The organism is Roseofilum sp. SBFL (assembly GCF_017746885.1).
Taxonomy (GTDB): domain Bacteria; phylum Cyanobacteriota; class Cyanobacteriia; order Cyanobacteriales; family Desertifilaceae; genus Roseofilum.
The window spans coordinates 1-13,615 of sequence record NZ_JAGHZH010000097.1; the positions used below are offsets into that span (position 1 = coordinate 1).

Genomic DNA, 13,615 nt, shown 5'->3' on the forward strand with positions numbered 1-13,615 from the left:
ATTTGAATTTGTCGCCACCGATGACACCCTATTTACAGAAATTCTAGATTTTCCTGTGGGTGAAGACGATTTGTTTACGGTTATGGTTGATGACCTAATTCTGGGAGAGTTTAGTCCCGGAGATAGAGTCGATTTTCTTTCCTTACTCGGTTCGGGTGTTTCCCGGTTTAAAGTAACTGATATCGATTATTTTATCGGCAATACAGAAGAAACCTATTTTCCGATTCAACTGGCATTTGATAAAAATGTGGGCAGTTTTAAGATGCGTCCAATAGTCACTGAAGAAGAAACGAAAAAGCAGAAGGTACCAGAATCCAATTCGGTTTGGGGTTTAATCGGGTTGGGTGCTTTTGGAGTCTGGAAATTTATGGGTTTGAGGAAGCGGAAGGAGTGAGAGTTGAAGTCAGAAGTTATCTCAAGTCCGAATAATCAGTTACAGTATGTCATGGCGAAGGTCGCGCTAGTGGAATCAAGCAATCTGGATTGTCTCCCAATCTTGGCGATTGCTTCCCTCCGGTCGCAATGACAACTCTTTAAGCGGATTTGATATTAAATTCAGATGTGAGTCAATCTGTAAGGTGGGCATTGCCCACCCTACTTCATTGTTATTTGAAATGACTATACTTACCGTGATTCAATTAACAAAAATAATTTACACCCTATTATTTACGCTCAGTATCGTTATCATTAATCCTTGGGGAAGCAGTCGGGGAGAAATTTGGACTCAACCCAAATGTGCGGTACTGGCTCTGATTGTCATCTGCAATCTCTACTTACTGTGGAAAAATTGGGATACTCTACACATTCCCAAGAGTTGGTTTACCTGTAAACTTCTCTGGGAAATATTTCTGTTGATTGGATTCATTTCTACTCTCTTGAGTCCGTTTCCGATTCGCTCTCTATTCGGTCAAGATCAGATGGGAGATGGTTGGCTCTACTGGTTGCTTGTCGCAGCTTTCACTCTCAGTAATACCCTCGTTTTAAGACGATATCCCCAACTATTGCCCGCTCAACTCTACGGTTTTCTCATCGGTGGCATTCTTCTGGCTTTGAGTACCTTTCCGCAACTGCTTGACTGGCGCATTGACTACACAGCAACCACCGGACAATTACTGCGAGATAATATCCTCGTCAGCACTATTTTTCAGAATCATCAACCCATCGGTTTCTACTCCCATCGCGGTCATGCCGCATTTGTGTTGGCAGCCATTGGCGTGATGGCGGTTGCTTGCAGACAGCTCAGATGGGTGTCGTTGCCAACAACAGTGACGATAATTATTCCCATTATAATCGCTCTTCTTTTAGCCAATACTCGGATGGCTCTTGTTGCTTTCATCGTCGGGATTTTATACTTGTCAGGAAGGAAATACTATCGACGAGTAATCCCCATTATTTTAGTTTTTATACTAATGATTGGGGTCATGACTACCACCAGACAAATTTCAGGTTTGTCTGGGATTAAACAAATGACTTCAGACCGAATATACCTGTGGGAGTTAGCCACTCGTGGCATCAGCAAACGCCCTTTATTTGGCTGGGGTTTCAATGGTTTCGGCATTGCTTATCCCTATATCCGATCGCTAAAAAATACTCCCCATGTCGTCCGTTTGGGTCATTTAAGTTACGATGTAGTGAGGGAAAATGGCAACTTGCATACTGTACCTTTGATTACCTATAAAGCTCATAACCTAATTTTGGATACAATTTTATCAGTGGGAATTTTGGGAATGCTATCTTATACGGCATTGTGGGGATATGGTATTTTCCTGCTTGTCCGATCGCCAAACCGGAAACTGTTGGCAGTAGCGATCGCCTATTTAGTTTTCACTGTAACCTGGTTTGAATGCGCTCAATTTACCCATATAGCTTGGTGGACACTATCGGTAAGCGTGAATACAAGCAGTAAACCTATAGCAGAGTAACCTAAGAAGCCACCTCACTCGTATTCGTAATCCCCAACACCTGAGTAAATCCACCCCTCGCTTGAGTCACACCGATCGCGCGCTCCGAGGCTTCAATCATGGGACGACGGAGACTGACAACAATAAATTGGGCACTACCCAAACTTTGTTTTTTAATCATTTTCGAGAGCCGTTCCACATTCGCGCCATCGAGGAACATATCTACTTCATCAAAAGCATAGAACGGGGAAGGACGATAGCGCTGGAGGGCGAAAATAAAGCTCAGAGCCGTTAAGGATTTTTCTCCTCCAGACATCGATGCCAGACGTTGCACGGGTTTACCTTTGGGATGGGCAATTAAATTCAGTCCGCCACTAAAGGGATCTTCAGGATTATCCAGTTGCAGATGTCCATCCCCTTCCGAAAGTTCGGCAAAGATCTGTTGGAAGTTTTCATTCACGGCATCAAAGGATTCCATAAACGCCCGAAAGCGCAGAGTCGTAAAGTTTTCTACCCGGAGTAAGAGTTCTGTGCGCTCTTTTTCTAGAATCGCCAGTTTTTCGCTGAGAGCTTCCAGGCGTTCGGTGGTATGTTCGTATTCTTCGATCGCCAACATATTCACCGGTTCCAAGGCTTGCAGTTGTTTTTGCAGTTGGCGCAAAGTTTGTTCGAGTTCCTTCATCTTCAGTTTTTCCGGAACTTCGGGCAAGGGAACGGGCAACTCGGCTTTCACCTCTTGAATCTGGTTTTGCAGCGCAATCAGATTTTGGCGACGGGTATTTTGGTTTTCCGCCAGTTTCTGTTGTTGCCATTGCAATTGTTGACGGTTGAGATGCAATTGGCGCAAATTCTCTTCCACCGCATCCCGTTGTTGTTTTTCCGCCCCTAGGGTTTCTTCCAGGATCGCCAATTGCCCCGTTGTTTGCGCCATCTGCCCCTTAATATCCGCCTGTTGGCGACGAATGCGGGTATTTTGGCTCATAGTGGTAGACTCATTCTGCTTGAGTTCGTTCACCCGCTCTAAACCTTGGCGAATTTTCTCATTGGTGCGATCGCGTTTTTTATCCAATTCCTGTAACTGTTGTTCGCATCCTCTCAGAGCCAGTTCTCGCCGATCTAACACACTTTCCTTTTCCCGCAGTTGCTCTTGAATCGCCTGCCACTCCTTCGGTGCTTGATTTTCTTCCAACTGAGCCAAAGACTGCCGATACTCATCCAGTTGGCTCTGTTGTTGAGGCAGTTCCCGATTCAAGTACTCTAAACGGGTGCGAGTTTGATTCAAGTCATGTTCCGTTTGACTTAAAAGCTCCCGAGCGCGATCGCATTGTTGCCGATCGCTTTGGATCTGTTTTCGGCATTGCTCCAGTTGCAGTTGTTTTTCCCGGTGCTGCCCCCTAACCTCCATCAACTCTGCAGAGGCTTCTTTTGTCGCGTCTGACAAACGTCCCTGTTCAACTTCAATTTGAGCCAAAAGTCCTTCAATCTCATTTATCCGGTCTGCTAGCGCCCTCTGCTGGGCTGATTCAGAACTAGCTGTACCCATACCCAAACGCAGGCTCGCTCGCTGGGACTGACTGCCCCCAGTCATCGCTCCAGAGGCTTCGAGCAGTTCCCCCTCTAGGGTAACCATGCGCAGATTGCCAATATGGGATTGAGCGGCGTTGAGGGTGGCAAATACGGCAGTACTGCCAAAAACATAGGCAAAGATCGTGTCATAACGAGGATCGCATTGAATCAGATTGACCGCGTAGTCGATAAAGCCTTCAGCGCTGAAACCCTTATCTGGACGGCGACCGGGGCGAATCTTATTCAAGGGTAAGAAAGTCGCGCGTCCAGCTCGTTTTTGTTTCAGCAGAGCGATCGCCTGGGCAGCTACGTTATCATCTTCTACAACCATATTTCCCAACCGCGACCCCGCCGCAATTTCCAAAGCCAACTGATAGCGAGAATCCACTTGACCTAAACTAGCGACTAACCCATGAACGCCAGGGATCTGGGTTTGCATAATCAGTTTACTGGCGTAAGTTCCCGCCGCTTCTTGCTGGGCCTGTACTTGCGCCTCTAGTTTATCGAGTTGTCGTTGTTTGTCCCGTTGTTCATTCAGCAATCTTTTCTGGGTTTGCTGCTGGGTTTGCTGGTCATATTCTGCTGTTGAAAGGGTTTGAGCGACCACCTGAATGCGCTGGGATAACTCAATGACTTCCACTTCTAACCCGGTTGCGCTTTCATGTTGGCTGGCAATATTCGGTTCTAGGGTGGCAATGCGAGTATTCTGTTCTTCTAGGGTACGGGTTAACTGGCTTTGGCGCTCGGTTAGTTGCGCTTGTTCGGTGCGTTGGGGTTCTAGGGTTTTGAGAATCTCTTCGATATTGTGATTCAAAGCCGTTTGTCGATCTACCCATTCTTGAGACGCAGAAGCGATCGCCTGGGCCTGTTCCCGCGTTTGGGTTAAACTAGCCTGAGCTTCATCCCGACTATCTTGCAATCCCGACAAAGCCTGAGTTTCCAAATTATATTGATGCTGAATCGTGTCCAGGGTTTGCCGGTCTTGATGAATGTCATGTTCCGTTTTTTCTCGTTGATGTTTTAACTGCTGTTCCGTGCTTTCGAGTTCCTGTTGCCGAGTTTCCAGTTGACTCAGTTGCGCTTGTTGAGTCGCTAACGTAGACTGGAGCGCCAATAACTGTTCTTCCCCCAAAGACTTCACCCGCGCATTCAATCCATCGAGTTCTTCACTCACCTGGGAAATTTGAGTATTCAGCGCTTCTAAGTTATCCTGAAATTCACCTTGAGTGCGATCGCCCGCTTCAATCGCTTCCCTCAGTTTTCCTTCCTCCGCTCGTAAAGAGCGCCAGCGCAATACCACTTCCCACTCCTGTTTCTGCAACAGTTCTGTGCGTAGGGTTTGATACTTTTCCGCTTTCGCTCGGTCTTTGGCAAGGCGATCGCGCTGAGAAATTAACTCCTGTTCTATAATCCGAGAATTCTCCTCCTTCTCCTTAACCTCCGCTAACTTCTCCTTCGCCAAATCAATCTTACGGTCAAACTGAGCCACCCCCGCCAACTCATCAATAATTTCCCGTCTCGCCTTCCCATTCATGGAGATAATACTCGTCACATCCCCTTGAAGCACCACATTATAGCCTTCCGGATAGATTCTCAGCCGGTTCAGATGCTCATGTAACTGGGTTAAGGTGCAAGCCTCCCCATTCATATAATAGGTTGACGTATAAGTTCCGGCTGGCGTAACCCGCAGGCGGCGCGTAATATGCCATTCTGGGTCTAATTCAATCTCCCCCTCTGGATCTTCTTCCTCCTCCCAGATACTGCGCTCCACATCCGAAACATCCAACGTCACCGTCACACTCGCTTCCACCGTCGCTTTCCGTTTCTCTCCCTTCGCATGGTTTACCAGATCTGGCAGCCGTTCCGCTCGCATCCCCTTAGAGCTGGATAAGCCCAAACAAAACAGCAGCGCATCTAAGATATTAGACTTTCCCGACCCATTCGGCCCCGAAATCACTGTAAACCCAGGTAACAACGGCACAGTCGTTGTTCCCCCAAAGGATTTGAAGTTGGTCAGTTGCACGCCCTTAACGTGAACCATAGGATTGAGTGTTTAGACGGATTTAGGTTATTTAAATAAGATTAGCGTAGGATTGGCGAGAATGGACAAGGGATGCTCACCCATCCCAAATCTTTACTTTCATCAATTTGGTGCAGATCGATAGTCGATTTTAGATATATTCAACACTGCCATACACCTCGACGGGTAGTAAAACTTCATAAATCAGAATAATTCTTTTTATGATTTAAGCTGACTATAGGCATGATTTTACCCCAAAGATTAAAAAGATTAATATGATAAATCAGTAGGCGATCGCTATACTGAATCATGAGGCTGTGAGCAGTGAACGAGTGGTTAAAATATCGTTCTTGGTTAAGGTTTTTACAGCAGAGATGGGAACTGTGACCACTTTGATCGATTCACCAACTGCATTGAAAACTTCCAGAGTGCAACCGGTTTCGCCGCCGTCGGGGTGGGGAATAAAATCGATGAGGGTGGCGATATCTCCTTGATACATTCCGTATTCTGGAATGTCTTGGATTAAGGCAATTTCTTGATAAAGTTCTAGACTCATGGGTTTATGCTCGATAAGGTTTTAGAGTGACAAAATAAAATTGACTATCGATAGATCGTTGTAACCAAATAGTAGCCACAAGTAATTTACAATCGTTTACTCCTTCAAGTTCGCCGATCGCTTGATAACAGGAATTATTCAATTAGTAAGGAACAACTGAAGAGATTGAAAAGCATTGACCCTCTCTTTCCTGCAACTTAGGAAAAGGGAGGATCAACAACACTTACAGGATCGGGCAATTTACCCGTTGTTCCCCAGCTAAATTATGCTTCATCTAAAGCAGCAATACCGGGAAGTTCCTTACCTTCGAGCAGTTCCAAGCTTGCGCCACCACCAGTAGAAATGTGACTCATTTGATCGGCAACGCCAACTTTTTCCACAGCAGCAACCGAATCACCCCCTCCAATAATAGTGGAAGCACCGGTTTTAGTCAGTTCAGCCAAGGAGCGAGCGATCGCCTCTGTACCCTTAGCAAAGTTCTCAAACTCGAATACACCCATTGGCCCATTCCAGATCACCGTCTTACAATCGGCTAAAGCCGCCTTAAAGGTTTCCACCGAATCCGGGCCAATATCGAGTCCCATCCAACCATCAGGAATCGCATCGACACTGACCGTTTGGGAGTTAGCATCAGCAGCAAAATTATCAGCCAACACTACATCTGTGGGTAATAACAGGTCTACACCCCGTTCTTTCGCCTTCGCTTCCAAAGATTTTGCCAACTCTAGCTTATCTTCTTCCACCAAAGACTTACCGACATTCAGTCCCCGCGCCTTATAGAACGTGAAGATCATGCCCCCACCAATCAGGAGCTTATCGCATTTTTCCAATAGGGTTTCAATAACACCAATCTTGCTCGATACTTTCGATCCACCAATAATAGCTGCTAAGGGTCGTTGGGGACTTTCGATCGCCGCTTGCAGATACTGTAGTTCCTTCTCAATCAAAAATCCAGCAACTGAAGGCTTCAGATATTTAGTCACCCCTTCCGTAGAGGCATGGGCCCGGTGAGCCGTTCCAAAGGCATCATTAACATAAAGATCGGCAATAGAAGCTAACTGTTTGACAAACTCTGGGTCATTTGCTTCTTCTCCAGCATGGAAGCGCACATTTTCCAGTAGCACCACATCGCCATCGTTCATGCTGGCAACCGCAGCAGCCACTTCATCACCAATACAATCATTCGTTTTCTTCACCTCTTTACCCAGAAGTTCAGATAGCCGTTGAGCGACTGGAGTCAAACGCATGGACTCATTCACTTTTCCCTTGGGTCGGCCGAAGTGAGAGGTTAAAATAACTTTAGCCCCCTTGCCCGTCAAATCCTGTATGGTAGGGAGAGCGGCACGGATACGAGTATCATCAGTGATAGACCCATTATCAATGGGGACATTGAAATCCGCCCGCATCAGTACCTTCTTACCAGAGAGGTCAGAAGCCGACAAATTGGCGATCGTTTTCTTGGGCACAGGATAAACCTCCTTCAAAAAATTTTTCGTTATGTTGTTGATTACGCCATCGTCCACATTGTATAGGAGTCCGTGTCTCGGAGGTAAGACCCATGTTTAAGACTGTTCTGTTTCCGATTAACAAAAGCCAAGAAACCTTAGCCGCCACTGAGGTGGTGATGGATATTGTCAAAACCTATGGCTCTCATCTGATTTTACTTTCTGTCCTGGAGAGTGAGACCACTGAAGAGAATGCCTCTAGAGACCCGATGACCTCCCATGAGCAAATTGCTGAACTTTTAAATAAAGTCCAAACTGGCTTTTCTAAGAATGGAATTGAGGCTCAAATCCTAGAACGGCAAGGGAACCCAGCCTTTACGATCTGCGATGTCGCCGATGAAATAGATGCCAAGCTGATTATCATGGGAAGTCGGGGTGTTGGTCTGACGGAAGAAGGGCCAAAGGATAGTATTACCAATCAGGTGATTAACCTTTCTCCTTGTCCCGTCTTGATTATTCCCTAATGTTCCTGATTTTCTCATTCTGATTATGATTCAATGGTATCCCGGACATATTGCTAAGGCAGAACGTTCTCTAGCCGAACAACTCAAACGGGTTGATGTGGTCTTAGATGTTCGGGATATTCGTATTCCCCTGACGACACAACACCCGAAACTGAAGGAGTGGGTGGGGAGTCGGGAGCGAGTGCTGGTGCTGAACCGGATGGATATGATTTCTCCAGAGATGCAAGATTTATGGTTGCAGTGGTTTAGCGATCGCCAAGAGAAGCCCTATTTTACCAATGCTAAATTGGGTAAGGGAATTCGAGAAGTGACCCAAGCGGCGATCGCCGCTGGTGCAGCGATGAATGAACGCCGACGTAACCGAGGGATGCGTCCGCGTCCCGTGCGAGCCGTGGTGGTGGGATTTCCCAATGTGGGAAAATCGGCCTTAATTAACCGGCTCTTGAACCGTAAAGTGGTTCACAGTGCAGCGCGTCCAGGGATAACTCGGCAACTACGCTGGATTAAAATTTCTGCTGATATTGAGTTATTAGATGCTCCTGGAGTAATTCCAGCGCGGTTAGAAGATCAACGAGATGCGGTGAAGTTAGCCATTTGTGATGATATTGGTGAAGCCAGTTATGATAATCAGCGGGTGGCGATCGCCCTTTTGGACTTATTGTACCAACTGAAGACCCATGTTAATACCTTGGATAAACTGCGATCGCGCTATGAAGTCGAGCCTGAAAACCTCTCTAGTGAAGACTATTTACATACCCTCGCCCAAACCAAATACCTCGGAGATTTAGAACGCGCTGCTTGTCAACTGCTCACCGACTTTCGTAAAGGTCACTTAGGGTTATTCTCCCTGGAATTACCTCCTTTGCGATAATCTTCTATAATCTCAGGGCCAGCACTCAGTACAATAGACCTCTTACATAAAGCAGGTAGAAGATATAAGATTAACTCAGGGTTTGCATGATTTAGCACAGGGAGCCAATTCTAATGGCCGATCGTTTTTTTCACCCCCCTAAAACGGTTCCTTTATCCATCTATATTCTCGTGCCTGTGGTATTGCCTATCCTAGTGGCAATGACACTCACCGGATGGCTCTCCTTGCGCCAAAACCATCAGTTAGTCCAACAATTATCCCTGCAATGGATGCAGGAAGTAGCCGATAGCCTAGAAACCAGACTCACCCTTAATCTCGATTTTCCTCAAGAGCTACTCAACTCCTATCCCACCCTTCCCTTAGATGATGAGAGTGCCTTATCCAATCAAAACTGTTTTTGGCCCTTCCTCAACAGTTTTCCCCACCTTCAAGGTATTTATTTAGGATTACACGATAGCGGAGACCTACTCGCTATTCATCGTACAGAAAATGGTGAAACAATTTGTACCCAAGCTAATCGTGAAACAGAGCAACGTTTATTGTCCTATCGTCTCAACGATCGAGGTGAAATCCAAGAGCAAATCCAGGCTGCTTCTACTCCCTATGATGTGCGCCAAGAATTTTGGTATAAAAACAGCTTAATTGAAGAAAACCCGACAATAACTATTATACCATCCTCTTCCCACGCTAAGAACTCTGTCCATCTGCAACTCAAGCAACCTTTATACAACACTGAACAAGAATTAGTTGCGGTCAGTAGAATAGATTTTAACCTCGATTTGTTTCTTGATTATATTCAAGAAAAATCTAGGAATTTTTCCGCAAATATTCTTGTTTTTGATCCACAGCTAAACCTCTTAAATCACTCTGCATTGACTTCTGAGAAACAAAACGCTCTCGACTCCGATTTAGTGCCTGAAATTCAAAATCATCTCCAGAATCCATCCAGCGATCGACTGCAAATCATTAACCACAATAAACAAAACTATTGGATTTTAAGTTCTCCCTATCATTGGCCTGGCGAGCAGCAATGGTGGATCGCTATCATAGTCCCGGAACAACAAATATTTAAAACCGTACAAATCAATTTTCGCAATCACCTCTTGATTAATTTATCTGCGTTATTAATCGCCATAACTTGGGGAGGGTTCTGCCTTTATAAGGTGAGCTATGTTCTCAATCAGTTGAGCAAAAACGTAGAAGAAGCTCTTTATGGAAACTTGCACTTTAAAAGTTGGAATAAATCCATCGTCGATCCTCTGGATAGATTAATCAATCGTGCCCAAAGGCTATCCGATTATGGCTCTCAAATCATGGAATCAATCCAAGAGGAAAATAAACGCTTATTAGATAAAGTCGATTCGGGTACAAATTTATTGATAGAAGCGGTAGAAAAAGCCGATCAAGCCAACCTAAAATTGCAACAATCTCAATCCCGGGTAGAAAGTATTATCAATAGTTCTATGGACGGGATTATGGCGTTTCAGTCTATCCGAGATCGGCGCGGTAGTATTGTTGATTTTGAATGGATTGTTTGCAATCAGGTTTCTGCCCATTTTTTTCACATAAAAACAGTTAATCTAGTGGGGAAATCTTGGCTTCAAGAAATCAAAAATCCTAACCTAAGAAGCTTGTTCGATCATTATGTGAGTGTGGTAGAAACGGGTAGGAACGTAGAACTAGAGTTTCCCTATGATTATCAAACAGAACGGGCTTGGTTTCATGCTATTGCGGTCAAACTAGGGGATGGCTTATCCGTGAACTTTCGGGATATCACTGACCGAAAAAAATCTGTGTTTGAACTGCGAAAAATGCTCGATGAGGTGCATAAACTTGCCAATACAGACGGCTTAACCAAAGTGGCTAACCGTCGTCAATTTGATGAATGTCTCTATCAAGAATGGTTACGTTTAAAACGCGATGGCTTACCCCTATCCATCATTTTATGTGATGTGGATTACTTTAAGCTCTATAATGACACGTATGGACACCAAGCGGGGGATGACTGCCTGATTCAAGTCGCTCGAGTCATTCAACATTCAGTCCGACGCGCTAGTGATGTTGTTGCTCGCTATGGAGGAGAAGAATTTGTTGTCCTGCTTCCGAATACGTCAGAAGATGGTGCAAAAGTGGTTGCCCAGTTAATTCAGTCCAAAATGGAAGATTTGCAAATTCCCCATGAAAGCTCGAAAGTTGCTTCAACTGTGACGATTAGCTTGGGGATTGCCACCTTAGTTCCTACAACACAACTATCCAAAGAAAGTTTGATTGCTCTAGCGGATGAAGCGTTATATGAAGCTAAGGAACAAGGACGAAATCAATTTGTAGTTAAATCTTAATCTGGGGCAGGTAACGTAACAAAATGTTGCAAGTCTTTGAAAACTATTGAGAAATGCCCCAAAGTCCTCTACTGCCTTTACCCTAGTTCATTAAAATAATGTTAACTTTCCCCAATACCAACTTATGAACGATCAACAGAGCTATCGCCTCCATTGCACCCTCTCCTTTGGAGATATCTATGGACAAATCATTGTCTGGTTAATTGTAATTTTCATCAGTTTAGCAGCCGCCTTGGCCCTAATGGGTGCAGGGAGTCCGGTTTATGCCTTAGCCACGGTGGGATTAATTCTGGTTCTTTCTTTACCGTTTCTGTTGTTTAGCTTTGTGACGACTTTACTCAACCATATTGAATTTATGCCGGTTGAAGAGCGTCAGCAAAAACGCTCCTCTCGTGCAGGAGCATCCCAAAATCCAGCACAAGCAGCCGGTTAACCGGATTCGTAATGTATTGTTGTAGGGGCGAAGGGCCCCTACTAATTTCCTGTTTCTTGACCCAGTTGGAGAAGATCAACCAAACCATGTTAGAGCATGATGTAATCATTGTTGGCGGTGGACTGGCCGGGTGTCGTGCGGCTGTGGAAATTGCCCGCACCGATCCTAGTCTGAACGTTGCTGTAGTGGCTAAAACTCATCCGATTCGATCGCACTCGGTGGCGGCTCAAGGGGGTATTGCAGCTACCTTGAAGAATGTGGATTCTGAGGATAGCTGGGAAGCTCACGCCTTTGATACAGTGAAAGGTTCCGACTATTTAGCGGATCAGGATGCGGTAGAAATTTTAGCGAAAGAAGCCCCAGATGTGGTGATCGATTTAGAGCATTTGGGGGTTCTATTTTCCCGTCTACCGGATGGCCGCATTGCTCAACGAGCTTTTGGGGGCCATTCCTATCGTCGCACCTGCTATGCTGCGGATAAAACGGGTCATGCAATCCTTCATGAGTTGGTGAATAATCTGCGCCGCTATGGGGTAAAAGTCTATCAGGAATGGTATGTGATGCGCTTGATCCTGGAAGAAGGGGAAGCGAAGGGTTTGGTAATGTACCACATCCTGGATGGTCGCTTAAAGGTGGTGCGAGCGAAGGCGGTGATGTTGGCGACTGGGGGCTACGGCCGGGTGTTTAATACCACTTCCAATGATTTTGCTTCGACGGGAGATGGGTTAGCCATGGTGGCGAGGGCGGGTTTACCGCTTCAGGATATGGAGTTTGTACAGTTCCATCCGACGGGATTATATCCAGTTGGGGTGTTGATTTCTGAGGCAGTCCGGGGCGAGGGGGCTTATTTACGCAACAGTAAGGGCGATCGCTTCATGGAACAGTATGCTCCAAGCAAAATGGAGTTAGCTCCCAGGGATATTACGTCTAGAGCTATTACTCTGGAAATCCGCGCCGGTCGTGGGATTCAGACCGATGGCAGCGCGGGAGGGCCCTTTGTGCATTTGGATCTGCGCCACATGGGCCGGGAAAAAATTATGAGCCGCATTCCGTTTTGCTGGGAAGAAGCCCATCGCTTGGTGGGTGTGGATGCGGTGGAGGAACCGATGCCTGTGCGTCCGACAGCCCATTATTCTATGGGGGGGATTCCGGTGGATACGGATGGCCGGGTACGCAGTGGGGTAGAGGGCTTTGTAGAAGCGTTGTTTGCGGCGGGAGAATGCGCCTGTGTGTCGGTACATGGGGCGAATCGTCTGGGGAGTAATTCCCTGCTCGAATGTGTGGTCTATGGACGACGGACGGGGGCGGCGATCGCCCAATATGTCCAGGATCGCAAGTTACCGAGTTTGGAGGAAGGGCCTTATCTGCAAGAGGCACAGGAGCAAATTCAAGCGTTATTAGACCAACAGGGAGAACAGCGTATTAATCCCTTGTGCCAAGCGTTTCAAGATGCCATGAGTCAATATTGTGGCGTATTCCGCGATCGGGAATCGATGGAGAAGGGGTTAGAGATTACACAAGAGTTGCAACAGCAATATGGCAGGATTTATCTTGGCGATCGCGGATCGTTGTGGAATACCGAGATTATTGAAGCCCTAGAGCTGAAAAATATTATGGTGGTTGGGCGCACGATTCTTACTTCTGCTCTGAATCGTAAGGAGAGCCGGGGTGCCCATTCCCGCGAAGATTATCCCCAACGGGACGATCCCAATTTCCTCAACCATTCTTTGGCGTTTTATTCAGCCGCAGGAATTGATATTCAATACCGTCCGGTGACGCTGACCCAGTTTGAACCGCAGGAGCGGAAGTATTAAGCATGGGGGCGATCGTATAAGAGAGCCAATCTAGCCCATATCAGGCGAGATGATCGGGATCGAGACCCAGTTGTTGCAGGTGTTCTCTTAAGTGTTGAATCTTCTGATTTTGTTCCTCAACAACAGTTTCGGCTAGGTTTGCTCTC

10 protein-coding genes and 1 pseudogene are annotated in these 13,615 nt (G+C 46.2%); 7 read left to right on the plus strand and 4 right to left on the minus strand.

The window, feature by feature from the left end; all coding sequences use genetic code 11:
• Together J7545_RS10795 and J7545_RS10800 are read left to right on the plus strand one after the other, a co-directional pair.
• Window positions 1-394 (plus strand): annotated as a pseudogene (locus J7545_RS10795) (hypothetical protein); the annotation flags it as partial.
• A 220-nt stretch (window positions 395-614) separates the two neighbouring features.
• Window positions 615-1,922, plus strand: coding sequence for an O-antigen ligase family protein (locus J7545_RS10800; RefSeq protein ID WP_318719544.1), 1,308 nt, complete (start codon window positions 615-617; stop codon window positions 1,920-1,922).
• 1 nt (window position 1,923) lies between these two features.
• Here the strand turns inward: J7545_RS10800 and smc are convergent, their stop codons facing one another.
• The 4 genes from smc to J7545_RS10820 form a co-directional block, all read right to left on the minus strand.
• A complete protein-coding gene (gene smc, locus J7545_RS10805; protein ID WP_318719545.1) occupies window positions 1,924-5,508 on the minus strand; it encodes a chromosome segregation protein SMC in 3,585 nt (1,194 codons plus the stop codon).
• A 286-nt stretch (window positions 5,509-5,794) separates the two neighbouring features.
• A complete protein-coding gene (locus J7545_RS10810; RefSeq protein WP_318699769.1) occupies window positions 5,795-6,043 on the minus strand; it encodes a DUF4926 domain-containing protein in 249 nt (82 codons plus the stop codon).
• A 263-nt stretch (window positions 6,044-6,306) separates the two neighbouring features.
• Window positions 6,307-7,509 carry a phosphoglycerate kinase gene (locus tag J7545_RS10815; protein WP_318699770.1) on the minus strand — a complete coding sequence of 401 codons (1,203 nt, stop codon included), beginning with the start codon at window positions 7,507-7,509 and terminating at the stop codon, window positions 6,307-6,309.
• A complete protein-coding gene (locus J7545_RS10820) occupies window positions 7,472-7,603 on the minus strand; it encodes a hypothetical protein (protein WP_318699771.1) in 132 nt (43 codons plus the stop codon). Before J7545_RS10820 ends, J7545_RS10815 begins: the two co-directional genes overlap by 38 nt.
• On the opposite strand from J7545_RS10820, the gene J7545_RS10825 reads away from it, so the two are divergent.
• From J7545_RS10825 to J7545_RS10845, 5 genes are all read left to right on the plus strand, one after another.
• Window positions 7,602-8,012 (plus strand): universal stress protein, encoded by a 411-nt coding sequence (locus J7545_RS10825; RefSeq protein WP_318699772.1) that lies wholly within the window; start codon window positions 7,602-7,604, stop codon window positions 8,010-8,012. The genes J7545_RS10820 and J7545_RS10825 overlap by 2 nt on opposite strands.
• A gap of 25 nt (window positions 8,013-8,037) precedes the next feature.
• Window positions 8,038-8,883 carry a ribosome biogenesis GTPase YlqF gene (gene ylqF, locus J7545_RS10830; protein ID WP_318699773.1) on the plus strand — a complete coding sequence of 282 codons (846 nt, stop codon included), beginning with the start codon at window positions 8,038-8,040 and terminating at the stop codon, window positions 8,881-8,883.
• Between the two features lie 113 nt (window positions 8,884-8,996).
• Window positions 8,997-11,222 carry a diguanylate cyclase domain-containing protein gene (locus J7545_RS10835; protein ID WP_318719546.1) on the plus strand — a complete coding sequence of 742 codons (2,226 nt, stop codon included), beginning with the start codon at window positions 8,997-8,999 and terminating at the stop codon, window positions 11,220-11,222.
• A 124-nt stretch (window positions 11,223-11,346) separates the two neighbouring features.
• Window positions 11,347-11,655 carry a hypothetical protein gene (locus J7545_RS10840; protein WP_271940242.1) on the plus strand — a complete coding sequence of 103 codons (309 nt, stop codon included), beginning with the start codon at window positions 11,347-11,349 and terminating at the stop codon, window positions 11,653-11,655.
• 86 nt (window positions 11,656-11,741) lie between these two features.
• Window positions 11,742-13,469, plus strand: a complete 1,728-nt coding sequence (locus tag J7545_RS10845) for a succinate dehydrogenase/fumarate reductase flavoprotein subunit (RefSeq protein WP_318700340.1) — start codon at window positions 11,742-11,744, stop codon at window positions 13,467-13,469.
• Window positions 13,470-13,615: the final 146 nt, after the last annotated feature.

Bases quoted from the DNA above. Each gene is read 5' to 3' on its own strand.
- J7545_RS10800 (WP_318719544.1), top strand. From the start codon at position 615: ATGACTATACTTACCGTGATTCAATTAACAAAAATAATTTACACCCTA.
- smc (WP_318719545.1), bottom strand. From the start codon at position 5,508: ATGGTTCACGTTAAGGGCGTGCAACTGACCAACTTCAAATCCTTTGGG.
- J7545_RS10810 (WP_318699769.1), bottom strand. From the start codon at position 6,043: ATGAGTCTAGAACTTTATCAAGAAATTGCCTTAATCCAAGACATTCCA.
- J7545_RS10825 (WP_318699772.1), top strand. From the start codon at position 7,602: ATGTTTAAGACTGTTCTGTTTCCGATTAACAAAAGCCAAGAAACCTTA.
- J7545_RS10820 (WP_318699771.1), bottom strand. From the start codon at position 7,603: ATGGGTCTTACCTCCGAGACACGGACTCCTATACAATGTGGACGATGG.
- ylqF (WP_318699773.1), top strand. From the start codon at position 8,038: ATGATTCAATGGTATCCCGGACATATTGCTAAGGCAGAACGTTCTCTA.
- J7545_RS10835 (WP_318719546.1), top strand. From the start codon at position 8,997: ATGGCCGATCGTTTTTTTCACCCCCCTAAAACGGTTCCTTTATCCATC.
- J7545_RS10840 (WP_271940242.1), top strand. From the start codon at position 11,347: ATGAACGATCAACAGAGCTATCGCCTCCATTGCACCCTCTCCTTTGGA.
- J7545_RS10845 (WP_318700340.1), top strand. From the start codon at position 11,742: ATGTTAGAGCATGATGTAATCATTGTTGGCGGTGGACTGGCCGGGTGT.